At 68.2% G+C, this 24,150-nt stretch carries 18 protein-coding genes and 1 tRNA gene; 7 read left to right on the top strand and 12 right to left on the bottom strand.

Annotated elements, in window-relative coordinates:
* Positions 1-11 precede the first annotated feature (11 nt).
* The 6 genes from KZX42_RS11700 to KZX42_RS11675 all read right to left on the bottom strand — a co-directional run bounded on the left by KZX42_RS11700 (position 12) and on the right by KZX42_RS11675 (position 6,641).
* Entirely contained in the window at positions 12-956 is a 945-nt protein-coding gene (locus KZX42_RS11700) for a DUF808 domain-containing protein (RefSeq protein ID WP_248119516.1), read from the bottom strand.
* Positions 957-962: 6 nt separating this feature from the next.
* The gene (locus tag KZX42_RS11695; RefSeq protein WP_248119515.1) at positions 963-2,171 is read right to left on the bottom strand and encodes an LL-diaminopimelate aminotransferase; all 1,209 of its coding nucleotides are present in this window, start codon (positions 2,169-2,171) and stop codon (positions 963-965) included.
* Between the two features lie 172 nt (positions 2,172-2,343).
* On the bottom strand, positions 2,344-3,732 hold the full coding sequence (gene hemN, locus KZX42_RS11690; protein ID WP_248119514.1) for an oxygen-independent coproporphyrinogen III oxidase: 1,389 nt from the start codon (positions 3,730-3,732) through the stop codon (positions 2,344-2,346).
* Positions 3,719-3,868: a cytochrome bd-I oxidase subunit CydX gene (cydX, locus tag KZX42_RS11685; protein WP_248119513.1), complete on the bottom strand. Its 150-nt coding sequence runs from the start codon at positions 3,866-3,868 to the stop codon at positions 3,719-3,721. The genes hemN and cydX overlap by 14 nt, the downstream gene beginning before the upstream one ends.
* Positions 3,869-3,887: 19 nt before the next feature.
* A complete protein-coding gene (gene cydB / locus KZX42_RS11680) occupies positions 3,888-5,036 on the bottom strand; it encodes a cytochrome d ubiquinol oxidase subunit II (RefSeq protein ID WP_248119512.1) in 1,149 nt (382 codons plus the stop codon).
* A gap of 24 nt (positions 5,037-5,060) precedes the next feature.
* A complete protein-coding gene (locus tag KZX42_RS11675; protein WP_248119819.1) occupies positions 5,061-6,641 on the bottom strand; it encodes a cytochrome ubiquinol oxidase subunit I in 1,581 nt (526 codons plus the stop codon).
* Between the two features lie 194 nt (positions 6,642-6,835).
* On the opposite strand from KZX42_RS11675, the gene cydD reads away from it, so the two are divergent.
* A complete protein-coding gene (gene cydD / locus KZX42_RS11670) occupies positions 6,836-8,440 on the top strand; it encodes a thiol reductant ABC exporter subunit CydD (RefSeq protein ID WP_248119511.1) in 1,605 nt (534 codons plus the stop codon).
* Positions 8,437-10,080 carry an ATP-binding cassette domain-containing protein gene (locus KZX42_RS11665; RefSeq protein ID WP_248119510.1) on the top strand — a complete coding sequence of 548 codons (1,644 nt, stop codon included), beginning with the start codon at positions 8,437-8,439 and terminating at the stop codon, positions 10,078-10,080. Before cydD ends, KZX42_RS11665 begins: the two co-directional genes overlap by 4 nt.
* Here the strand turns inward: KZX42_RS11665 and KZX42_RS11660 are convergent.
* A complete protein-coding gene (locus KZX42_RS11660; RefSeq protein WP_248119509.1) occupies positions 10,077-10,814 on the bottom strand; it encodes a helix-turn-helix domain-containing protein in 738 nt (245 codons plus the stop codon). The genes KZX42_RS11665 and KZX42_RS11660 overlap by 4 nt on opposite strands.
* Before the next feature lie 72 nt (positions 10,815-10,886).
* Positions 10,887-12,923 (bottom strand): TonB-dependent receptor, encoded by a 2,037-nt coding sequence (locus KZX42_RS11655; RefSeq protein ID WP_248119508.1) that lies wholly within the window; start codon positions 12,921-12,923, stop codon positions 10,887-10,889.
* A 132-nt stretch (positions 12,924-13,055) separates the two neighbouring features.
* Here KZX42_RS11655 and KZX42_RS11650 point away from each other — a divergent pair, with 132 nt between their 5' ends.
* Complete coding sequence (locus tag KZX42_RS11650) at positions 13,056-13,643, top strand: class I SAM-dependent methyltransferase (protein WP_248119507.1); 588 nt, start codon at positions 13,056-13,058, stop codon at positions 13,641-13,643.
* Positions 13,644-13,678: 35 nt separating this feature from the next.
* On the opposite strand, the gene KZX42_RS11645 is transcribed toward KZX42_RS11650, so the two are convergent.
* The gene (locus tag KZX42_RS11645; protein WP_248119506.1) at positions 13,679-14,794 is read right to left on the bottom strand and encodes a glycosyltransferase family 4 protein; all 1,116 of its coding nucleotides are present in this window, start codon (positions 14,792-14,794) and stop codon (positions 13,679-13,681) included.
* A gap of 4 nt (positions 14,795-14,798) precedes the next feature.
* Positions 14,799-15,764, bottom strand: a complete 966-nt coding sequence (locus KZX42_RS11640) for a hypothetical protein (protein ID WP_248119505.1) — start codon at positions 15,762-15,764, stop codon at positions 14,799-14,801.
* 199 nt (positions 15,765-15,963) lie between these two features.
* Between KZX42_RS11640 and KZX42_RS11635 the strand changes: the two genes are divergently transcribed.
* The 3 genes from KZX42_RS11635 to KZX42_RS11625 all read left to right on the top strand — a co-directional run bounded on the left by KZX42_RS11635 (position 15,964) and on the right by KZX42_RS11625 (position 20,024).
* The gene (locus tag KZX42_RS11635) at positions 15,964-16,491 is read left to right on the top strand and encodes an RNA polymerase sigma factor (RefSeq protein WP_248119504.1); all 528 of its coding nucleotides are present in this window, start codon (positions 15,964-15,966) and stop codon (positions 16,489-16,491) included.
* A gap of 106 nt (positions 16,492-16,597) precedes the next feature.
* Entirely contained in the window at positions 16,598-17,563 is a 966-nt protein-coding gene (locus tag KZX42_RS11630; RefSeq protein ID WP_248119503.1) for a FecR domain-containing protein, read from the top strand.
* Positions 17,550-20,024, top strand: a complete 2,475-nt coding sequence (locus KZX42_RS11625; RefSeq protein ID WP_248119502.1) for a TonB-dependent receptor — start codon at positions 17,550-17,552, stop codon at positions 20,022-20,024. The genes KZX42_RS11630 and KZX42_RS11625 overlap by 14 nt, the downstream gene beginning before the upstream one ends.
* 70 nt (positions 20,025-20,094) lie before the next feature.
* Here KZX42_RS11625 and KZX42_RS11620 read toward each other — a convergent pair whose 3' ends face one another.
* The gene (locus KZX42_RS11620; protein ID WP_248119501.1) at positions 20,095-22,347 is read right to left on the bottom strand and encodes a TonB-dependent receptor; all 2,253 of its coding nucleotides are present in this window, start codon (positions 22,345-22,347) and stop codon (positions 20,095-20,097) included.
* Between the two features lie 327 nt (positions 22,348-22,674).
* On the opposite strand from KZX42_RS11620, the gene KZX42_RS11615 reads away from it, so the two are divergent.
* A complete protein-coding gene (locus tag KZX42_RS11615; protein ID WP_248119500.1) occupies positions 22,675-23,952 on the top strand; it encodes a metallophosphoesterase in 1,278 nt (425 codons plus the stop codon).
* A 72-nt stretch (positions 23,953-24,024) separates the two neighbouring features.
* Here KZX42_RS11615 and KZX42_RS11610 read toward each other — a convergent pair.
* A tRNA-Met gene (locus KZX42_RS11610) sits at positions 24,025-24,101 on the bottom strand.
* Positions 24,102-24,150: the final 49 nt, after the last annotated feature.

Genomic DNA, 24,150 nt, shown 5'->3' with positions numbered 1-24,150 from the left:
CAGGCTCGGCCCTAATGCGATTCCTTGCCGCGCAGGCGAGCGATCTGATGGACGATCAGCACGACCAGACCGCCGACGATCAGACCGACCACCGACGACGCGACAGCCGTCGTCAGCCACCCCGTCACCGGCCCCAGCGGTCCTGTCGCCGCCGCGACCGCGTGCGACAGATGTTCCAGCGGCGCGGCGGGCCAGTGCAGGCCCAGCGTATGGGAACCGTGGACCAGGATGCCGCCGCCGACCCAAAGCATGGCCGCCGTGCCGATCACGGACAGGGCGCTCATCACCACCGGCATCCCCTTGACCAGACCTCGGCCCAGGCCGCGCACCCCGCCGTTGTCGCGGCGCGCCAGGACCAGGCCGATGTCATCCATCTTCACGATCAGGCCGACCGCGCCATAGACGACGATGGTCATGGCCACCCCGACCACCACCAGCACGGCCGCCTGGGTCAGGATCGGCTGGGCGGCCACGTCGGCCAAGGCGATGGCCATTATCTCGGCCGACAGGATCAGATCGGTCCGCACCGCGCCCGAGACGGTGGTCTTCTCCAGCGCGGCGGCGTCGCCCGTCTGGACCGCCGCCTCGTCATGGCCGCCATGCCCCATGGCCTCCAGCAACTTCTCGGCGCCCTCGAAACACAGGTAGGTTCCGCCGCACATCAGGATGGGCGTGATGGCCCAGGGCGCGAAGGCGCTGAGCAGCAGGGCCGCCGGCAGGATGAGGATCAGCTTGTTGCGGAACGACCCCAGGGCGATCTTGCCGATGATCGGCAGTTCGCGGCTGGGCGACAGGCCGGTGACATAGCGCGGCGTCACCGCCGCATCGTCCACCACCACCCCCGCCGCCTTGGTCGAGGCCTTGCCGGCGGCCGCACCGACATCGTCCAGCGAGGCGGCGGCCAGTTTGGCGATGCCGGCGACATCGTCCAGCAGCGCGATCAGTCCTGAGGGCATGGTTGATCAGTCTTCCCGGCTGGGCGGCACATTGACGCCCTGCGATTTCAGATAGGCCTTCACGTTGCGCGCCGCCTGCCGGATGCGCTGCTCGTTCTCGACCATGGCGATGCGCACGAAGCCCTCGCCATTCTCGCCATAGCCGACGCCCGCCGCCACCGCGACCTTGGCGTGGGTCAGCAGTTGCTTGGAAAACTCCAGGCTGCCCAGATGCTTCAGCGCCGGCGGCAGCGGCGCCCAGGCGAACATGGAGGCGGCGGGCTTGGGAATGTCCCAGCCCGCACGGCCGAAACTGTCGATCAACACGTCGCGACGGCGGTGATAAAGCTGGCGGTTCTGCTCGACGATGTCCTGCGGCCCGTTCAGCGCCGCGCAGGCCGCCGCCTGGATGGGCGTGAAGGCGCCATAGTCCAGATACGACTTCACCCGCGACATGGCCGCGATCAGCTTCTTGTTGCCGACCGCGAAGCCGATGCGCCAGCCCGCCATGCTGTAGGTCTTGGACAGGGAGGTGAACTCGATCGCCACGTCCTTGGCGCCCGGGACCTGCAGGATCGAGACCGTCGGCTTGCCGTCGTAATACAGCTCCGAATAGGCCAGGTCGCTGATGATCCACAGGTCGTTGGCCTTGGCGAAGTCCACGACCCGCTCATAGAAGGCCAGATCGACCGTCTCGGCCGTCGGGTTCGACGGGTAGTTCATCACCAGGATCTTGGGCCGGGGCACGGTGAAGGCCATGGCCCGCTCCAGCGCCTCGAAATATTTCTCGTCCGGCGTCGTCGGCACGCTGCGGATCGCGGCTCCGGCGATGATGAAGCCGAAGGTGTGGATCGGATAGGACGGATTGGGCGCCAGGATCACGTCGCCCGGCTCGGTGATGGCGGTGGCCAGGCTGGCCAGACCTTCCTTGGAGCCCATGGTGACGATGACCTCGCTCTCGGGGTCGACGTCGACTCCGAAGCGGCGGCCGTAATAGTTGGCCTGGGCGCGACGCAGACCGGGAATGCCCTTGGACTGCGAATAGCCGTGGGCGTCGGGCTTCCTGGCGACTTCGATCAGCTTGTCGATGACGTGCTGAGGCGGCGGCAGATCCGGGTTGCCCATGCCCAGGTCGATCACATCCTCGCCCGCTGCGCGTGCGGCCGCTCGCATCGCATTGGTCTCGGCGATGACATAGGGCGGCAACCGCTTCATGCGGTAGAATTCTTCGGACATGACTGGCTCGTCGTTCGGGGTGTGGGCCTATGAATGGCCTGCCAAGCGATTAGCGCGCCTGCGACCACCCGGACCAGCGCGAAAGGCGGTTTTTGCCTCTGATTACGACGAAATCCCCAGCCGCGCGCACGATGCGCGCCGAAAGCGCGCCCCACCCGCTCCGATCCGAGCGTCAGACCACCCGCGCATGACGGTTGGCGATCGCGACGGCGGCCGGGTCGAAGGCGGCGCACACGGCGCGAACGAACGGACGGCCAAGCGCCGTGACACTCAATCGCTGGCCGTCGATCTCGATCAGCTCGTCCTCGGCGAACCGTTCCAGGATGGTCCAGGCGCCCGCGACGCTTGCGACGGGGCGGTCATGGCGCGCGGCGACCTCGGCTACATCGACAGCGAAGTCGCACATCAACCGCTCGATAATCGCGCCCACGAACACGTCCTGCGCGCTCAGCGCCACGCCCCGCGCCGCCGCAAGACGGCCTGCGGAGACGGCGGCCCGCCACTCCCGCTCCAGCGACAGGTTCTGGACATAGCCGTCCGGCGTGCGGCTGATCGACGAGACGCCCAGTCCGATCAGAACGGGCGCCTGGTCGGTGGTGTAGCCCTGGAAGTTGCGACGCAGCTGGCCGCTGCGTTGCGCCGCCGCCAGCCCGTCGTGCGGCAGGGCGAAATGATCCAGGCCGATCGGCGTCCAGCCCTTGCCGGCCAGATAGCGCGCGGCCGCCTGGCTCTGCAGGAAACGCAAGGGCGCGTCGGGCAGCTCGGCGTCCTTGATCAGCTTCTGATGCGGCTTCATCCACGGCACATGGGCATAGCCGAACAGGGCGATCCGCTCTGGCCGCAGGGTCGTGACCACCCCCAGGGTTGTCACGACGTGTTCCGCCGTCTGGCGCGGCAGGCCGTACATCAGGTCCAGGTTCAGCGAAACGAGGCCCTGAGCGCGCAAGGCCTGGGCCGCCCAGCGGATGGTCTCGAACCGTTCGGGCCGGTTGACCGCCGCCTGCACATCCGGCGACAGGTCCTGCACCCCCAGACTGGCGCGGGTCAGGCCGATCCGCCCCGCCGCCTCGACCCATTCCGGCGTCAGCACTTCGGGGTCCAGTTCGGCGGCGATCTCGAAACAGTCGCCCAGATCGAACCGGGCGGCCAGACCGGAGAACAGCCGCTCCAGGTCAGCGGGCGCCAGCATATTGGGCGTGCCCCCGCCGAGATGGATCGAGCCCACCCTAACGGGCCGCCCGATCCGCTCCAGCACCAGATCGGCTTCGCGCAGCAGCAGGTCGACATAGCTGGCGATGACGCTTTCGCGGTTCACCGCCCGAGTGTTGCACCCGCAATACCAGCACAGCCGCTTGCAGAACGGGATGTGCAGGTAAAGCGACACCGCTTGGTCCAGCGGCGCGCGCGTCAGCCAGCCGCCCCATTGCTCGGCCCCGACGGCGGGCGTGAACTGCGCCGCCGTCGGATAGGAGGTGTAGCGCGGCGCATTGGCGTCGTAGCGCGCGATCAGATCGGCGGTCGACGCGACCGGCGATGCGACGGCGGGACTAGAGAGGAACATCGCCCTCTTTCGATGCATCAGGCGTGGACAGACCGGCGTCGCCTTCGTCGAAAAGGTGGAACTCGTGCCACAGGCCGTTCAGCACGCCGAAGCCGACCGCCAGGCCAAGCCCCAGGATCCAGGAAAAAAACCACATGGTCGTGCGCTCCTAAGGCTCAGTACAGGTCCGGGTTGGTCTTCAGGGCGGCGGTCGAGGTCCGGCCCCACAGCACGCGATAGACCCAGGTCGTGTAGATCAGGATCAACGGCAGGAAGATCACCGTCACGATCAGCATGATGAACAGGGTCAGGTGGCTGGACGAGGCGTTCCACACCGTCAGGCTGGACTGCGGATTGACCGAACTGGGCAGGATGAACGGGAACATCGACAGGCCGACGGTGGAGATGATGCCGACCGCCGACAGTGACGATCCGCCGAACGCCATACCGGCCGATCGACGCCACATCCCGATCAGGCCCATCACGGCGCCCAGGAAGCCCAGGGCCGGCGCGATCAGCATCCACGGATAGCGGCCGTAATTGTCCAGCCATGCGCCGGGCGCGGCCTCGACGGTCGTGCGCAGCGGGTTGGAGAAGCCGTTGATGTCCAGTGCGCCAGTGATCCGGTAGCCCATACCGCCGAAGGCGACATACAAACCGCCCGCCGCGAACAACACCAGGGCCAGGATGCCGGCGACGGTTCCGAAGGTGCGGGCGCGGTCCAGCACCGGCCCCTGCTCGGCCTTGACCGACAGCCAGGCCGCGCCGTGCAGCACCAGCATGGCCGCCGACAACAGGCCGGCGATCAGGCTGAAGGGCGTGAAGAGGCCCAGCAGGCTGCCGTCGTAGAAGGACCGGAGATCGCCATCCAAGTGGAAGGGCGCGCCCAAGAGGACGTTGCCCACCGCGACCCCGAACACCAGGGCCGGAACGAAGCCGCCGATGAACAGGCACCAGTCCCAGAACGACCGCCATTGCGGCGATGTCCGCTTGGACCGGTACTTGAACGACACCGGCCGCAGGATCAGCGCGGACAGCACCAGGAACATGGCCAGGTAGAAGCCAGAGAAGCTGACCGCATAGACGAAGGGCCAGGCGGCGAAGATGGCGCCGCCGCCCAGGATGAACCACACCTGGTTGCCTTCCCAGGTGGCGCCGACGGTGTTGATCACCATGCGCCGCTCCTCGTCGGTCTTGGCGACGAAGGGCAGAAGGGCGCCGACGCCCAGGTCGAAGCCGTCGGTCAGGGCGAAGGCGATCAGAAGAACGCCCAGCAGTCCCCACCAGATCAGGCGGAGCGTGGCGAAGTCGAGGGGAAGATCCATTGTCGGATGTCCTAAGGTCTTGGGTCAGGCCACGGCGGGCGCGGGAACGCGCTCGGCCGGCGCTTCGGGGCTGGGCTCGCCGAACGTCTCCTGTTCGTGGAACGGCCCCTTCTTGATGGCGAACAGCATCAGCCGCACCTCGACCACCGCCAGCGCGCCATACAGCAGGATGAAGCCGACGATGGTGGCCCACAGCTGCGGCACGGTTAGCGACGAGGCGCCGAGGAAGGTGGGCAGCACGCCTTCCACCGCCCAGGGCTGGCGACCGAACTCGGCCAGAATCCACCCGAATTCGATGGCGATCCACGGCAGGGGAATGGCCAGGACGGCCAGGCGCAGGAACCACTTCGTGTGATGCTTGCGCAGGGTGCACAGCACGAAGGCCGTCCCGAACAAGGCGATCATGAACATTCCGACGCCGGCCATGATGCGGAAGCTCCAGAACAGGGCCGGCACGTTCGGCACCGTCTCCCACGCCGCCTGCTTGATCAGTTCGGGCGAGGCCATGCGCGGATCGGCGACATGGCGTTTCAGCAGCAGGCCGTAGCCCAGGTCGCGGCGATGGGTCTCGAACACGCCGCGCGCGACGGGATCGGCCGGGTCAGCCTTGACCTTCTCCAGCGCATCATAGGCGACGACGCCGGATTCGATGCGGTCCTCGGCCGTGGCGACCAGTTCGAAAATGCCTTCGACCGGCTTGTCGATCGTGCGGGTGGCGATCAAGCCCATGACCCACGGCACGTGGACGCCGAAGTGGGTCTCGCGGTCCTTCATCGAGGGAATGCCGATCAGGGTCAGACCCGCCGGCGCCGGCTCGGTGTGCCACATGGCCTCCAGCGCGGCCAACTTCATCTTCTGGTTATCGGTCAGGGCATAGCCGGACTGGTCGCCCAGCACGACGACCGACAGCGACGCCGCCAGACCGAAGGCCGAAGCCACCGTCATCGACCGCTTGGCGAAACCGACGTGCTTACCGCGCAACAGATAGAAGGCCGACACGCCCAGCACGAAGACCGAGGCGCAGACATAACCGGCGCTGACGGTGTGAACGAACTTGGCCTGGGCCACCGGGTTGAACAACACGGCCATGAAGTCCGTGACCTCCATCCGCATGGTGTCGGGATTGAAAGCGGCGCCGACCGGGTTCTGCATCCAGCCGTTGGCGATCAGGATCCACAGGGCCGACAGGTTGGTGCCCAGCGCGACCATGAAGGTGACGAACAGGTGCGCGTGCGGTTTCAGCTTGTCCCAGCCGAAGAACATCAATCCGACGAACGTCGCCTCCAGGAAGAAGGCCATGAGCCCTTCGATGGCCAGAGGCGCGCCGAAGATGTCGCCGACATAGTGGCTGTAATAGCTCCAGTTCATGCCGAACTGGAACTCCATGGTGATGCCGGTCGCGACGCCCAGCACGAAGTTGATGCCGAACAGCACGCCCCAAAAACGGGTGATGGTCCGCCAGATGGGCCGGCGAGTCATCACATAGATCGACTCCATGATGACCAGCATGAACGACAGCCCCAGCGTCAGGGGCACGAAAAGGAAGTGATAAAGGGCCGTCAGCGCAAACTGCAGCCGGGACAGGTCGACGACCGCGAGGTCGATCATGGCTTTGCTCCGTCACGCCAGTCCGGTCGCCGGCGTTTGGATGGCCCTAGAAGCACGCCCGGCTGGTCGCCTTGATCTCGATCAAAGCGCCCCCGCGACGGCCGACCTATTGGACGGTTCGTCCTTGGACATTCCGCCCAACGGCGTTTTGTCCAGAGGCGCCGCGCGCCGGGACGTGCTGGAGTTCGCCGATGACCACCCTGTCGCCCGACGCCGTCGCGCCTGCCGCCTGGCTGAAGGCCGCCGGTCGGCCCTGGCGCAGACTGGCGATGCTGGCCGGGGTGTTGACCGTGGCGGATGTCGCGCCCGCCGTCGGCTTCGCCGCCGGCCTGGCCCTGACTATCTCAAACTTCGAGGCCGGCCCGGCCGCCGCCGCGCCCTGGCTGGCGCTGGCCGTCCTCAGCCTGGTGGCGCGCGCCCTGATCGGCCAGGTCGCCGTCGTCGTCGGCGCGCGGCTCGGTCGGGCGGTCAAGACCCAGGTGCGCGGTCGGTTGCTGGCGGATCTGTTCGGACGAGGCGTGCGGTCCAACGACCGCCTGACGGCCTTGGTCGAGGGCGTCGGCGCGCTGGACGGCTATTTCGCCCGGTTCACGCCGTTACGCCTGGCGGCCGGCCTGTCGCCCCTGCTGTTGATCGCGGCGGCGGCCGTCGCCAGCCCCGTCGCCGCGGGCGTGCTGCTGTTCACACTGTTCCCCTTCATCGTCGGCATGGCTCTGGCTGGCACGGCGGCGGCGGGCGAAAGTCGACGCCAGTTCCAGGCGCTGGAGCGGCTGTCGGGCCTGTTCGTCGACCGCATCCGCACCCTGCCCGCCATCCTGGCCTTCGACGCCACAGCGTCGACCGTCGACCGGATCGCCCAAGCGTCGGACGAGTTGGAGCGCCGCACCGCGCGCGTCATGCGCATCGCCTTCCTGTCGTCCGGCGTGCTGGAGTTCTTTTCGGCCCTGTCTGTGGCCCTGATCGCCGTCTATTGCGGGTTCAACCTGCTGCGGCTTCTGCCCTTCCCCGTGCCGGAAGCGCTAGACCTGCCGCGCGCCTTCTTCGTGCTGGCCCTCGCGCCCGAGGTCTATCAGCCGCTGCGCCGCCTGGCCGCCGCCTATCACGACCGCCGGGCCGCCGAGGCCGCCGCTCCCTCGCTGGTCACGCCGCCGTCGGTCCAGCGTTCGCACGCCGCGCTGGGCGACCTGGCCCCGGCCATCCGGTTCCGGGACGTCGCCATCGCCTACGACGGCCGCGCGCCTGTCGTTCGCGACTTTGACCTGGACGTCGCGCCGGGCCAGATCGTGGCGCTGATGGGGGCCAGCGGTGCGGGCAAATCCAGCATCCTGCATCTGCTGCTGGGCCTGTCGCCCCTGACCAACGGGGAGGTCGAGATCGGCGCGGCCCGGCTGAGCGTGGACGGCGACGTCGCCGGCCGCATCGCCTGGGCCAGCCAGCAGCCCGTCGTCGTGCCGGGCGACCTGGCCCACAACATCGCCCTGGCCGATCCCGCCAGCTGCCCCGGCCGGGTGGCGATGGCGGCGCGCACCGCCGGCCTGTCGGGCGATCTGGCCCGCCGCATCGACGAGCGCGGCGGCGGCCTGTCGGGCGGCGAACGTCGTCGTCTGGGTCTGGCCCGCGCGCTTTTGAAACGCGCGCCCATTCTCCTGCTTGACGAGCCGACCGCCAATCTGGACCCCGCCTCCGAACAGGCCATGATCGCCGTCATCGCCAAGGCCGCGCGCGGTCGCACCACCCTGATCGCCACCCATTCGGCCGCCGTCGCGGCCCTGGCCGACCGCGTGGTGCGGCTGTGAGCCGGCGGACGCAGATCGGGCGGCTGATTGCGGCCCAGACGCAGGAACAGCGCGCACGCCTGCGGCTGGCCGCCGCCGCCGGGGCGGTGGTTACGGTCTCGGCGGTCTGCCTGTTGGGCCTGTCGGGCTGGTTCATCACCGGAGCCGCCTTCGCCGGGGCGGCGGGCGCGGCGGCGGCCCAGAGCTTCAACTATATGATGCCCAGCGCCATCATCCGCCTGTTGGCTATCCTGCGCACCGGGGGGCGATATGTCGAACGGGTGGCGGGTCACGAGGCGGCGCTGAAGGCCCTGGCCCGACTGCGGCCGCAACTGTTTCACGCCATCGCCGAGGGTCCGCCCGAAGCGGCGCTGAGCCTGTCGTCCGGCGAGATGTCTGCCCGCCTGGTTCAGGACGTGGATGCGGTGCAGACCCTGTTCGTGCGCCGCTCCGTCCCCGTCAGCCTGGGCGCCGGGGCCGCCGCCGCCATCGTTCTGGCCAGCCTGGCGACGCCCTGGGCGGGCCTGGCCCTGTTCGCAGCCATGGCCGTCGCCTGCATCGGCGGCGTCGTGATCGCGCGCCGTTTAGCCGAGCCGGCGGGGCGCGCGGTCCAGGTCGCGGTGGGCGTGCTGAAGGACCGCCTGGCCGCGCTGGAGGCCGTCACGCCCGAGTTGAAAGCCTATGGGCTGGAAGGCTGGGCCGCCGAGCAGGCGGCGACGGCGGCGGCCGATCATGACCAGGCCCAGGTCGCCTTGACCCAGGCCGCCGGCTGGATGGCGGCGTGGCAGGCCGTGACGGTCGCCCTCGCCGTCGCTCTAGTCCTGCCGGCCAGCGCGGGGGCCGCCCTGCCGCTGACGGCCCTGGCCGCGCTGGCCGCCATCATGGGGATCGAGGCTGCCGGCGGCCTGGTCGCCGCCCTGCATCAGAACGGCGCCGCCGGCCAGGCTCTGTCGCGGCTGGATGCGCTCTTGCCCGCTGAGGATCAGAGTCGGACCCGCGCGCCGCAGGGCGACGCCATCTTCCTGATGGGCGCGGGCGATCCGCTTTCGCCGCCGCAACGGCTGGGCCTGACGGGCCCGTCCGGCGTCGGCAAGACCACCCTGATCGAGCGGCTGATCGGCCTGCGCCCTGCGCTGAGCGGCGAGTTGGGTATCGGCGGCGTCGACGTCGCCGAGATCGCGCCTCGTGATCGCCGCGCCCTGTTCGCCTATGCGGCTCAGGACGTGCGGCTGTTGGACGGATCGGTGCGTGAGAACCTGACCTTGGCCGGGTCGGCCGAAGAGGCGGCGATGTGGCGAGCCCTGGACGACGCGGGCCTCGGCCAGCGCATCCGCGACGAGCCCCTGGGCCTTGACGCGCCCATCGGATCGAACGGTGAGCGACTGTCGGGCGGCGAACGTCGCCGGCTGAACCTGGCGCGCGCCTATCTGCGCGACGCCGCCTGGCTGGTGCTGGACGAACCGACAGAGGGGCTGGACGCCGCGACCGAAGCCCATGTCCTGACGGCGCTTCAGGCCCGGCTGGCCGAGCGCGGCCAGGGCCTGATCCTGATCAGCCATCGCGCCTCGCCGATGGCCCTCTGCCCTCGCACGGTCCGCATCGACGGCCTGGAGACCGATGGCCGGGTCCGACTGGCGTCAGCGAAGCGGAACGCCGCCTAGATCTCGCCGTCGGCCAGTTCCTGCAGACGATCCGGGCGTTCCACCTCGATCTCGTGCAGCGACAGGGCCTGAATGACCTGGGCGTTCTTCAGCTTGGTCAGCTCGCGGCTGACCGTCTCGATGGTCAGGCCCAGATAGTCGGCCATTTCCGCCCGCGTCATGGGCAGGCGCACCCGGTTGTCGCGCGACGGCCGCATGGGATCGCGTCCCGGCAGGTCCAGCAGGAAAGAGGCCAGACGCTCCCTGGCCGTCTTGCGCCCCAGAAGCAGCATCTGCTTCTGCGCCGCCGCCAGTTCGTTCATCGCCCGATCCAGCAGCGCCGCCTCCAGCGCGGGACGCGACCGAACCGCCGCCTGATAGTCGGTCTTTCGAAACCGACACGCGGTGGTCGGCTCGATCGCCTCGGCTGAAAACCCATACTCGTCGCCCGCCGCCAGCCCGATGAAGTCTCCGGCGAACAGGAAACCGATGATCTGACGCCGCCCATCGGCCAGCAGCTTGTACAGCCGCACCGAACCGGAGGTGATGTTGAACACGCTGTTCGCCGGATCGCCTTCGCGGACCAGCACCGCATCGGCCTGCAGAGAAAGCTGTTCGGCTATGGCGTCCAGAACCGCCATGTCCTCGGGGTTCAGGCTGGCGCAGACGCTGAACGGCCGCGCGCCGCAGGTGTCGCATACCGCGCTCTGGCGCCGTTCCAGGCACGCGTTCGACAGGGATCGGACTTCCAACATCAGGCCTCACGTTCGGTTGAAGCCTAAAACGCGCGGCCCTTCGGTGCAAATCCGGCCTGCGGACAGACCCGATCAGTAGCTCAATCGCAGACCGATGCTGGCGGTGCGCGGCGGGCCGTAAGCGGCGACGCCGTTTCCGGTCTGCGAAACCTCGACGTCCTTATCGAACAGATTGTCCGCCGCCACCCACAGGGTGGTGCGCGCATCGAACGCCCATTCCGCGCGCGCATCCAGCGTGACGGCGCCGGCCAGGGTGCGGCTGTTCAGATCGTCGTCGAAACGGCGCGATTCATAACGCGCCGCCAAAGCCAGGGTCAGGGCGCTGGACAGGCGCCAGTCCAGGCCGGCGGTCGCGCTCCAGTCCGGCGCCTGTGCGGGACGCAGGCCGGTCAACTGCGGCGCCGAGGCCCCGCCGTCCACCGTCGCATCGGTCCAGGACACCGCCCCGTTCAACGACAGGGCGGGCGTCAAATCGGCCGCCCCGGTCAGCTCCACGCCCCAGGCGTCGATGGTCCCGGCATTCTGGCGCTGGCGCAGCACCCCGCCCGCCGGCACGAAGCCCGCGCGGGGGAAGGTCGCAGGGCCGGCGCCCAGGGTGACATTGACGATGGCGTCGTCGATCTGGTTCCAGAAGACGGTCGCGCCCCAACGCACGCCGTCGCGGTTGAACGCCAGCCCGGTTTCGATCCCCTTCAGCGTTTCGGGCGCCAGGCCGGCGTTGGCCTCGGTGATGTCGTTGCCGACCCGGAACGGCCGATGCAATTCGTTCAGCGTCGCGGGCCGGAAACCGGAATAGGCCGCCGCCCGCGCGGCGTAACCGCCCCCCCGATCACGCCGCGCGGCCAGGCGAGCGCTGACCACCTCGCCGGACCGACCCGGGTCGGTTTCATCCAGCAACACCGCGCCGGTCGCCAGCGTGTATTCGTTGCGAAATCCGTTTGAATTCTCCCACCGGTCCAGACGAAGGCCGCCTGCGACCAGCCAGTCGCCGCCCGTCCAGGACCCGTCCACATAGGCGCCGCCGACCGAGGTTTCGCCGCCCGCCCGGCGCCCGCGCGCAAAGCCGGCCCCGGTCGGATTGCTGAAGAATTCGTTCGTTTGGCCTTCGTTGAAACGGGCATCGGCGCCCACCTCCCACTCCAACCGCCCCCCGGCGAAGTCCGACGCCCGCCGACGCAGGGCGGCGTTCAAACCCCATCCGGTCGCGGGGGTCTTGTATTGATCGTTGGCGGGCGTGGTCGTGGAGCGGTCTGCGGCCACCGAGGCGGAACTGTTCGCCAGGTCGCTGTCGATCCGCCATGCCTGAAGACGCCAGCCGTATCCGTCGGCGGTCGACGCCTGGGCGACGGCGGCGCTGAGGCTGTGGCCGCTGGCGTTGGCGCGCGTGCCCGCCAGACCCGATCCGCGATCCTCTTCCCAGGTGGCCGCGCGCACCGACAGATTGGTCGGCCCCACGGCGCCGTCGATCCGCACGGCGGCGGCCCGGCTGTCCAGATCCAGCGGCGTGTCCGCCGCCCCCGCCGTCGACCCCCGTACGGGGACATAGCCGTCGCTGACCTCGCGAAAGCCGCTGACCGTGACCGCCAGCGATCCCAGCCGTGTCGAGGCCGAGCCCGCCGCGCGCACCCCGCCCCTCTCGGCGGCCGAGACGTTCAGCACTCCGCCCTGGCTGCGTTCGCGCAGGGTGACGGTCCCCGTCAGGGCGCCGGCGCCGTACGGCCCCGATCCCGCGCCGCGCACCACATCCAGGCTGTCCAGCGCTTCCGGCGCGACCTGGGACCAGATCACCCAGCCCCCGAATGGATCGTTCAACGGCGCCCCATCCAGCAGCACCAGCGTCCGCCCTGCGCCCGACGGCGCGATGGCCCTCAGCGACAGACCCTGGGTCGTCGGATTGGCCGCCAGACTGGTGGTGCGGCGAAACAGCGACACCGCAGGCGCCGACCGCAGGGCCTCGTCAATCCGCGCCGAACGGGACAATACGGCCTGGTCGATTCGGACCACGGAAAAGGCCGCGTCCGCCGCGGCGGGGGGCAGACGGGCCGCGGTCACGACGATTTCGGGCAGGGCCGCGGGCGCGACGACGGGGGGAGGAGCGTCTTGCAGCATTGGCACTCGATACGGGTTGGCGGGCCGGGGTGAAAGCCCGGGCGACAAATTGCCCCCCGGCGTCTCGACGAACTTCGATTGGCAGATGCGGCGTCCGCCGGTAGAAACGTTCTGGGGAACACGGGGGATGCAATGGGCTTTATCGCGGCCTTCATGACGCTGGTGCTGGGCGAAGGCGCGGTCCACGCAAGGCGGTCCGCCAAGGCGACGCGCATCCGCGCCCTGCCCGACCGTCAGGTCATGGCCGACAGCTATGTCCCGGCGCTGGCCGCCAAGGGCGGGCGCATCCTGTGGGTCGGATGTCGCGAATATACGTTGGACGACTATGCCGCGCTTGAGGCGCTGGGCGGCGAGGTCTGGACCACAGACATCGACGCGGGCGCCGCGCGCTGGGGCCGACCGGGTCGTCACCGCACAGGCGACGTCTGCCAGGCGGATCGACTGTTTTCGGACCTGACGTTCGACGCCGTCGTCTGCAACGGCGTCCTGGGCTATGGCGTGGACACGCCCGAGCAGCAGCGGCAAGCCTTGACCGCCATGGCCGCCGTTCTACGTCCCGGCGGACGCCTGCTGCTGGGGTGGAACACCGACAAGATAGACGATCCCGTCGCGGCGGGTTTGACCACCGCCGACTTCGCACCCGCGCCTTTGGGCGATCGCCCGACACGCGTCGCCTTCGACGCCGTGACCCATGTCTATGACAGTCTGATCCGCATCTAGCTGAGCAGGCTGGTCAGCGACCAAACGCCTTGGCCTTAGGCCGCGCGGCAGGATTTACCCTGGCCATGGCGGGTCACCGACCGATCCGCCAGCGCATAACGCAGGGCGTCCAGTTCGGCCGCACGCGCCGCTGGCGAGTGCACACGCGCCACATGGGCCTGACCGGCCTGGGCCAGTTTCAACCGCTCGGCCTGGTTCTGAACCAGATGTTCCATTGCGGCGGCCAGAGGCGCGGCGTCTTCGACATCCACATAGAGGGCGTGTTCGCCGCTGGCCTCGCGCAATCCGCCCCGCCCCGAGGAGATCAGGGCCGCGCCCGCCGCATGGGCTTCCAGCGCCGAAAGGCCCAACGCCTCGCGCACCCGCGACGGGACCACCGCGATGGCGGCGCGGCGCGTGACCGCCTTCACCTCGCCCAAGGACGCGGATTTGTGGATTTCCACCCGGTCGCCGAACCGGGCCAGGGCGCGGACATGGGGTTCGGCCCAGTCCTGATGCTTGTCCCAGTCGCCCAGCATCAGGGCGCCGCGCCAGTCGGGATGCCGGTCCAGCGTCGCCGCCAAAGCCGTGCAGAACAGATCCAGCCCCTTGTCGTGCATGGCGCGGCCTGAAAACAGGATCAGCTGCTCGCGGTCCTCCGGCGCCGCCCGCCAGTCGTCCATGGCGATGGGATTGCACACCGCCGAAACCCGCCCGGCCAGACGCGGATAATCGGCCGCGAACTCCTGACCCGCCGCCTGGCTGACAAACACCAGACGGTCGAACCGCGCCAATCGACGGCCATAGCGCCAGGCTGCAATCGGACTGCGCGCGGGCTTTATGCGGGTGTGACGATAGAGGACGTTGATCGCCTTCGGAAACTGGCGCGCCAGTTCGGATGCGGACTTCAGCTGCTGGTGATATTCCACGATATCAGGCGACAGGGTCCGCAGAATATCGGCCACCGCCGCATTGCGCGCCTTGCGGCCCAGTCCCGCCGGCACGGTCAGCATACGGACATCGGACGGGGCGACGGCGCCCGCGTCGGCGATCAGGGTCACGGCCTTCTGCAGGCGGCTGTGGGCCGACAGGGTGCGGACCACCGTCTCCATCGAATTGGCCTTGTCGGGGCAGTAGGTCGAGCCACGCGGCAGAACGACGGCGATACGCATGATCTTAGCCGCCCTTGCCGACGTTGGACGTCGAGAAGAGCGTCGGATGGACCGCCAGCCCGGTCGCACCACGGCCGCGCGGCCCGTTCAGCCCCAGCAGGCGCCGCGCCTTGAACCCCGCCTTCAGCCACGGCTCGGCAGCCGATCGGCGGATGCTCTTCACGTCGATGAAGGTCACGTCGCCATGACCGGACAGGGTGTGAAACCCATCGCCGAACCCAGCCAACAGATCGCCAGGCTGGAACCGTCTGACCGGCGTCACCGAAAAGGCGCCGGGCGTCAGCGTCTCGATCCTCAGCAGATTGACCGCCGCCCCATAGGTCGCCACGCAGTCCTGAACCGGCAGATGCAGGGCGCCGTCGTGAACGAAGGCCGTGCCGCCAGGCCGCGACACGTCGAAACCGCTCATGACCGGATTGGCGGCATGGGCCGTCCACGGCCCCGTCAGGGTCTCGCTCCAGGCCAGATGCATCTCGCGCATCGCCCGGTCATCCGGCCCCGCCAGGGCGTGGAACATCCACCACAGGCCGTCGTGCCGCACGACCGTCGCATCGATGGCGGCCAAGTCGCCCAGACGCGCCGCCGGCTCCCACCGATCCGGGAAGCGCACACAGCGATAGAGGATCAGCCCACCGCTCTTGTAGCCTTCGGGCAGCATGTAAAGCTCGCCGCCGTCCTCGACCAGGGTCGGATAGGACAGGTGCCAGGGTTCGGTCAGCGCCACGCCCTGGCCGATCAGCCGGTCGTCGGCGTCGTACTGGCGGTAATGAATCTCGCCTCGCCGCACATGATAGTCGAACGCCTCGACGAAGACGGTCAGCACGCCGTCGCGCGTGACGCCGAACGGATCGGCGACATAGGCGTAGGGTCCGCAATCCGGCAGCCACGTCACCTCGTCGGCGGTCGGCGGCTGGTCCATGACGCTGGGCAGGGGGCGGCGGATGAAGCCGGAACGCCAAATATCGAACATGGCGCCGCCTAGCCGACCCGAAGGACCGGCGCCGTCGCTCTGCCGTGTGCTGGATACGCGCGCATCGAAACCCTGTTCGCCGCCGCACAGCGACGCCTTCGATCTAAAGACGCCGCCGGTCCGCCCTTGCCTCAGGAAAATCGTCGCGGCATGGAGGACCGACGTTCCATCCTGGGACGCGACAAAGGATTTCGCCTGTTTGACCGCGCCCGCCGCGCATCCTCTGGTCGCCACCTATATGGAGCAGCGACAGGATCTGGCCCGCTTCTGCCGTGCGCGGCTCAGCGGGGCCTCGGGCGATGTCGATGATCTGTTGCAGGACCTCTATCTGAAGGTTTCGGCCCTGTCGGCGGACACGCCAGTCGACAATCCACGCGCGTTTCTTTTCCGCCTGCTCTCCAACCTGATGCTGGACCGATGGCGCTCGGGCCAGCGCGCCGCCGCGCGCGACAGCGCCTGGCGCCAGATCAATCACCAGACCGGAGCGGTCGAAGATCTGGACGACGCCCCGTCCGCCGAGGCCGTGGTGACGTCGCGCGAGCGGCTGGCGCGGCTGGTCGCGGCTCTGGAAACGCTGCCGCCCAAAACCCGCACGATCTTTCGCCTGCACAAGTTCGACGGCGTCAGCTATGCCGACATCGCCAGCCAACTCGACATTTCGCGCAGTTCGGTCGAGAAACATATGATGGAGGCCCTGCGCGTCCTGGCCCGAAAGGCGCAGCCGTGAGCACCCTTTCGCCCGTCGCCGAACGAAACTGTGGAGGCGGCGCAGTCGCCGTGACGTCTGAGTATCAGGGATTGCGTTTTCCGGCGCACATCCAGGCTGGGATGGCATGAAGGCGACCACCGACATCGACGAAAAGGCGCTGCACTGGTTCGTCGCCCTGCGCGACGAGGCGGCCGGCGACGACGTCTGGTTTGGCTTCCAGTCCTGGCTGGAGGCGGCGCCCGCCCACGCCCTGGCCTATGACGCGATCGAGCGGCTATGGGTCGATCTGGACGCCGCCGATACGGCCTCGGCCGTCGAGCCCCAACCAGCCCCCGTCATTGATTTCGCCCCAGCCCGCGACCGCCGCACGCAGCGTCGTCGTCCCTGGCTAAGCGCGGGGCTCGGCATCGCCGCCAGCGTCACCTTGGCGGTCGGCCTGTGGATGTGGATGGCGCCCAACGGCCAGACCTACGCCACCACCGACGCGCCGCTTACGGTGGCGTTGGAGGACGGTTCCCACGTCTATCTGAACCGCCATTCGCGCCTGGACGTGCGGTTCGACGGCGATCGCCGCGCGGTGTCGCTGGACGAGGGCGAGGCCGCCTTCGACGTGGTCCATGACCCCGCTCACCCGTTCGTGGTCGCCGCCGGCGCGCATCAGGTCGAGGTTCTGGGCACCGCCTTCAATGTACTGAACCACGGCGATAACTTCGCCGTGGCCGTGGAACGCGGCGTCGTGGCCGTGACGCCGCAAAAGGCGCCGCGCGTTCGTTTGATCGCCGGCCAGGCATTGGCCCAAACAGCCCAGAAGACCCCGATGCTGGCCACGGTCGCGCCCGACCGCGCCTCCGCCTGGCGCCAGGGGGTGCTGGTCTATCGCGATCGCCCGCTGGGCGAAGTCGCGGACGATCTTTCGCGTTATCTCGACAAACCTGTTGTGCTATCGACATCGGCTCGGGCGCTGCGCTTCACGGGCGCCCTGCGTATTGGCGACGAGGCCGTGATGTTGCAGCAACTCCAGGACTTCCTTCCCATTCGGATCGACGCCTCGACGACCGCTGTCCGCGTCGATGCGCGTGAGGCCGGCTGAGGCCGGGCGGCCCCGAACCCCTGGCCTGTCCCGGTCACGCGCCGCCGCACTGAACGCCAGCCTCGCGCTTGTCGCGACCGCCGCCCTGGCCGCCCCGGCCTGGGCTGAACAGTCGCATGTCCTGAACCTCTATGTGCCGCGCCAGCCGGTGGACCGCGCCCTTCTGGACCTGGCGTTGCAGGCGCGGGTGTCGCTGGGGGGCGGCGTCGCAGCCTGCACTGGAACCAGCCCTGCGCTGCGCGGCCGCATGACCCTGGACGCGGCGCTGGACCGCATACTGGCCGGATCGGGCTGCCGCTATCTGGTCAGGCCGGACGGGGCGGTTATCATCAGTTCGGCGCCGCGCGTCGCCACCCCGCCGCCTTCGCCCTCTGTACGGCCCGCGCCTCGACCTGCCCCACAGACCGAGGCGGTTCAGGTCAGCGAAGTGGTCGTGACCGCCCCGCGCCGCCCGGAGTTGATCCAGCGGTCCTCCTCGGCCATGACCGCCATCACCGGCGACCGGATCGGCCGGTCCGGCGTCACGGGGATGCAGGGGCTAGACAGCCTGGTCTCGGGCATGACGGTGACGAACCTGGGCCCCGGCCGAAACAAGATCTTGCTGCGCGGCATCTCCGACGGGGTGTTCACCGGCCTGACCCAATCGACGGTCGGCCTCTATCTCGATCTGACGCCCGTCACCTACAGCGCCCCCGACCCGGACCTGAAGCTGATCGACATCGACCGGGTCGAGGTTCTTCGCGGCCCACAGGGCACGCTGTACGGCACCGGCCCAATCGGCGGCGTGGTGCGTATCGTCACCCGCCGCCCCGAGTTCGGCCGCGAGGACCTGGCCGTCGCCCTGACCCGATCCCATACCCATAGCGGCGGAACCAACACCGACTACAACCTAGTCGCCAACCTGCCCCTGGCCGGCGACCGCGCGGCCGTCCGCGCGGCCGTCTATGGCGAGACCTTCAGCGGCTACATCAACGATGTCGAACTGAACCTGCGCCGCGTCAACGACGGCACGCGGCGGGGTGGTCGCCTGTCGGGCGCCCTGGCCTTGGCGCCAGGCTGGACCGCGCGCGCGGGCGTCGTCCATCAGTCGATCATGACCGAGGACACCCACTATGTTTATCGTGGATTAGGCCCATTGCGTCGCGCCAATCTGGTGCGCGAACCGCATCAGAACCGCTTCGACCAGGCGTCGCTGTCGCTGGAAGGGCGCGGAACCTGGGGCCGACTGGACGCCTCGCTCGCGGTGGTCGAACATGGGTTTAAAAGCCGGTACGACGCCTCCAGCGCGCTCCGTCGGTTCGGCTCTCTGGCTTCGGTCGGCGCGCTGGACGAAAACAAGGACATCCATCTGGTTGTGGGCGAGACGGTGCTGACCTCGCCCGACGTCGGGCGCTGGCGCTGGCTGGTCGGCGCCCTGGCCTCCACCAGCACGACCCGCACCGATCCCGTCCTGTCGATCCTGCGTCCCGAACCGCTGGCGCTCTACGCCGAGAAGCGCCGCGACACCCTGCAGGAGGCGGCCCTCTATGGCGAAGCGGCCTGGGATCTGACGCCCAAACTGACCCTGACCGCCGGCGCCCGCTATTACACCCTGGACTACGACACCACCTCCCAGGTGCGCCAGCGAACGCGCGTGCGAAACTTCGATGGCCAAGGGGGGTCGTCCGGCCTGACGCCCAAGATCGCCCTGGCCTGGCAACCCAGCGACCGGCTGAACCTGTCGGCTCAGCTCAGCCACGGCCGGCGCGCGGGCGGTTTCAACACCGCGGGCGTCATCGGTCAGGACTTCAGCGGCCTGAGGGATTCGCCGGCGCGCCAGTATCGCCCCGACTCGCTATGGAACCTGGAGTTCAACGCCAAGGTCCGATCCGCCGATGGCCGCGCGCGGCTGCGCGCCGCCCTCTACGCCGCCCGCTGGCGCGATGTGCAGAGCGACCAGTTCCTGCCCAGCGGCCTGGCCTATGTGGTCAATGTCGGCGACGGCGCCGACGTCGGTTTCGAGGCCGAGGCCAACTGGCGGCCCACAGACGGACTTGAGGTGTTCGCCAACGCCCTGATCGCCGATCCGCGCATCACCGATCCCGCCAGCCGGTTCGCGACCCAACGGGGCGCAGGCTTGCCCGGCGTGCCAAAGGCCTCTGCCAACCTGGGCTTCACCTATCGCCGCCCAATGACGGATCGCCTGCAACTGATCGCGGACGGCGGCGTGTCCTATGTCGGCGCGTCCCGCCTGACCTTCGATGGCCGACAGCAGCACCGTATGGGCGACTACGCCACCGGCCGGTTGTCGATGGGCGTGGAGAGTGCGCCCTGGGTGGCCACCGTCTTCGTGGACAATCTGTTCGACACCCGCGCCAACACCTTCGCCTACAGCGATCCCTTCCGGCTGCCCGACGCCCAGGCCGTCACGCCTCTACGTCCCCGCACCATCGGGGTTGCGCTGAAATGGGCGCTTCAGTAGCGAGGCAAGCAACGAAAAAGCCGCCCTGCGAACAGGGCGGCTTCCGTTGGCTGTCAACTTGGTTTCGACCTCAGAACCGCTTGGTCAGTTGCACGCCATAGGTGCGCGGCTCGTTGACGAAGGCTGTCAGGTTGTTGAAGTCGATGGCGCCGATCACATTCTCCTCGTCCGTCAGGTTGCGGACGTAGGCGGCGGCTTCGATACCGCGCGACAGATCGCGCCAGCCCGCGCGCAGTCCGCCTTCGAAATGCGTATCCTGCATGAACTCGACCGATTCATAGAGGAACAGGTTGAAATTCTTCTGCATGACCCAGTCGGTCGAGGCGAACAGCTCGGTGTCGACGCCCAGCGGCCTGACGTAGTTCAGCGTCAGATTGGCGGTGTATTCCGGCGCCTGCGGGAAGGGGTTGCCGTCGATGGCGGCGCGACGGGTCGTTCCCACCATGACGATGGGATCGGTGACGGTGCAGTTGGAGCCGCAGACGGCGACCAGCAGATCCTTGTCCTTGATCTCGGTGTGGTTCCAGGCGCCGCCGGCCGCCAGGCTGAAGCCGGCACCCAGATAGACATCGCCGTCCAGTTCCAGGCCATAGCCCTCGCCCTTCTTGGCGTTGATCAGGCGGTTGGAGTTGTCCGCGCCGCCGATGGCGGTGAACTGCATGTCGCTGACTTCATAGACATAGGCGGTGGCGTTGAAGCGCGCCCGGCCGTCTATCATCCGCGCCTTCATACCCGTTTCGTACGACATGACCGTCTCGGAATTGGCCGTCGTCAGGACCGGCAGGTTGCGGCCCTGGATCGACGGGCCGCGATAGCCCTTGGCCACCCGCGCGAACAGGTTCAGGTCGTCGTTCACCTGATAGACCGCGCTGACGTCCCAGCTGACCTGCTGATCCCCGACCGACACGGCGCCCTGGCCGCCGACCGGCGTTCCGACCACGATCCGGCCGTTGTAGTGGCGATTGTCGTCCGTGTAGCGCAGACCCGCCGTCACCTTCAGCGCGTCGGTCACCTTGTAGCTGCCTTGGCCGAAGATCGACCAGGAATCGGACTTCTGAACGATATCGGTGATCTTGGTGGGGATCAGACCGCCCACGCCGTTGAACGTGCCGCTGACCAGGTTGAAGCGCTCGTCCCAATAGAAGGCGCCCACCTGCCAGCCGACCCGGCCGTCGCCGTTCGACGCCAGGCGCAGCTCATAGGTGTTCTGCAGCAGGTCGCTGGACAGGGTGCCGGTTTCTGAGTTGAACGGCGTCTTGTAGGAGGCGGTCGTCGGGGCCGACGCCACGCCGCCGTCAATGTCGCCGTCGCCCTGCGACCAGCCCTGATAGGAGCCGACGATGCCGGTCAGCGTGGCGGGGCCGAAATCGTAGGCCACCTTCAACGATTCGGACGTCGTCTTCTGCTTCTGGAAGTTGTTGCGGCCGCCGTCGTAATAGACGGTGTCGCGGTCGAAGTTGTCGTTCAGCTTGTTGGAGCCCTTGGTCAGGGCGTTGGCCCGGTTCATCGTCCCCGTGCCGTCATAGTCGCGCGCCTGCAGCGTCAGAACCGTGGATAGCCGATCGGTCGGCGTCCACGCGACATGGACGCGTGCGGCCAGATCGTCGAACCCGCCCAGGTCATCCTTGTCGGGATTGGCGAACGACGGATTGTAGGCGTTGTTCACCCAGTCGTCGCGGTGGTTCCACAGGATGGCGCCGCGCACCTGAAGCGTGTCCGACGCAGGCAGGGTGACGGCCGCCTCGGCGCGCGTCGAGCCCAGGTTGCCATAGGTCAGAGAGCCGAAGCCGGTGAACTCGTCCGAGGGCTTGACCGTATCGATCTTGACCACGCCCGCCGGGGTGTTGCGGCCGAAAAGCGTGCCCTGCGGCCCGCGCAGCACTTCCAGCTGCTGCACGTCGAACAGGGGGAAGCCCTTCAGATAGACGCTTTCCAGAACGACATCGTCCAGCACCACCGAGACCGGCTGGGAGGCGGTGAAGTCGAAGTCCACATTGCCCAGGCCGCGGATGTAGAAGCGCGGGGCGTAACGGCCGTTCGAGCTTTCGACCTGCAGGCTGGGCACGCGGCCCGACAGCGACAGGATGTCGGCGCCGCCGGCCGACACCTCCTGCAGCGTCTGCGGGCTCAGGGCGGTGACGGCGAACGGCACGTCGCGGATGTTCTCGCTGCGGCGCTGGGCCGTGACCACGATGTCGTCGACGCCCGCCGGTTCGGCGGCGGGAACGGCCTGGCTGTTCGGGGCGGTCTGGGCCGAAACGGCGCCGGCGCTCAGCAGGGCGACGCCGCTGACGGTGGCGGCCAAAAGGGCTTGGCGAAGCATGAAGAATATTCCTTGGCGACAGGGGGAGGACGTGTCGCGCGACGACCTAAAGCGTCGCCGTCTCCCCCGCCAGAGGAGACCACGCCGCGTTTCTTGAACCTTTGAAGACGCGGCCACAGCCCTGTGACAATCTGTCTTCAAACCGATGGATCATCGTAGGATCGCATTGCGCGTCATGGCTCTGGATGCGAAAGTCAGTCGGTGCGTGAGTTTTGCTCCGCGTCTTCCCGCACATCGCCTGGAGAAACCGTGGCCCTCATCGCGCCTTCCCGTCGTCGACTTCTTCAGTTCGCCGCCGGAGCGGCCTTCGCACCAGGGTTGGCGGCCTTGAAAACCCAGGCGGTCGTCGGCCGGGTTCTGGCCGTATCGGACCTTCATTCCGCCTATGAGCGCACGCCTTACCTGTTGGCGGCCTTTGAACACGAAATCCGGTCGCATCCCGTCCCCCATGTCATCGCCATCAACGGCGACATCTTCGAACATGGCAATGTCGTCGCCCAGCGTTCGGACGGCATAGTGGACTGGGCTTTTCTGGCCGCCCTGCCCGCCCTGGCGCCGACCGTAGTGAACCTGGGCAACCACGACAATGATCTGACGCCCGACCTGGCCGATATCGTTGCCCGGATGAGGGACATGGGCCTCCATGTCGTCACCACCATCACCGACACACGTACCGGCGCCGGTTACGCCCTGCCAACAGCGACGCTGCCGTTCGGCGCTCATCGGCTGCGGGTCGTCGGCATGGCGACCAATTCGATGAACACCTATCCCAAGGCGTCGCGAGACCAACTCTCGATCCCGGCCGCCGCCGACTGGGCGCGGGCGAACCTGTCCGACAGCCTTTCCGGCGCCGACAAGGTGATGGTCATGAGCCACGCGGGCGTGGTCGCGGATCGGGATATTCTGCCCCTGTTGCCTGAGGGCGCCTTGATGGTGGGGGGACACGACCACCTTCTTTTCCAGCACCAGCTGGGCGCCAGCGCCTATGTGCATACGGGTTCGTTCACCAGCGCCTACACCGCGGCGACGTTCACAGCGGACGGGTCCGTGATCGCCGCCTCCCATCCGGTTTCGACGGACAATTCCGCCTCCTCGGCCCTGGCAGGCTTGACGACCCAAACACTCGCCGACCACCTCACGCCCGAGGAACGCACGGTCCTCTGGACAGGCCGCCCCGCGATGTCCCTGGGCGACACGGGCCGCGCGATCGCCGCCGGCATGGCGCGCGAGGCGGGAGCCCACGCCGGCTTCATCGGCCACACCACCCTGGGCAACGCCGCCCCGGCCGGGCCGGTCACCCGCTACATTTTCGATTCCATCGTGCGCTTCAACGGCGCCCTGATGACGGCCGAGGCCACGCCGACGCAGTTCGGGGCCTTCATGGCCCGCGCCAATCAGGACCGCCCCCTGCCCCTCGACGCCCTGACCGGCGACTTCCTCTACGCCGCCAGCCTTACGCCCCCTTCAGGTCCGGTGCGCATCGTCACGACCGACTGGTGTGCGACCAACCAGCAGAAGTATTTTGGAACCGACGATCTGGTTTTCGAACAGGCGCCCGGCGTTACGCTTAAGTCGGTCGCGTCTTCCGCCTTGGCGCGCGCATAATTCCGGGATCATGACTGGTGGATTTGAGGCATGAAAAAACCCGCCATCCTTTTGGGATAGCGGGTTAAATCTTGGGTGCGGGAGTAGGATTTGAACCTACGACCTTCAGGTTATGAGCCTGACGAGCTACCGGGCTGCTCCATCCCGCGTCAAACGGGTTTTCGGTAAGGAAGAGTGTGTTCGAGAAGGGCCGTTTGG

Origin of the sequence: Brevundimonas sp. EYE_349, from assembly GCF_023147505.1 — a bacterium.
Classification (GTDB): domain Bacteria; phylum Pseudomonadota; class Alphaproteobacteria; order Caulobacterales; family Caulobacteraceae; genus Brevundimonas.
The sequence above is the reverse complement of the archived record's forward strand: the minus strand, read 5'-3'. Positions and strand labels throughout refer to the sequence as shown.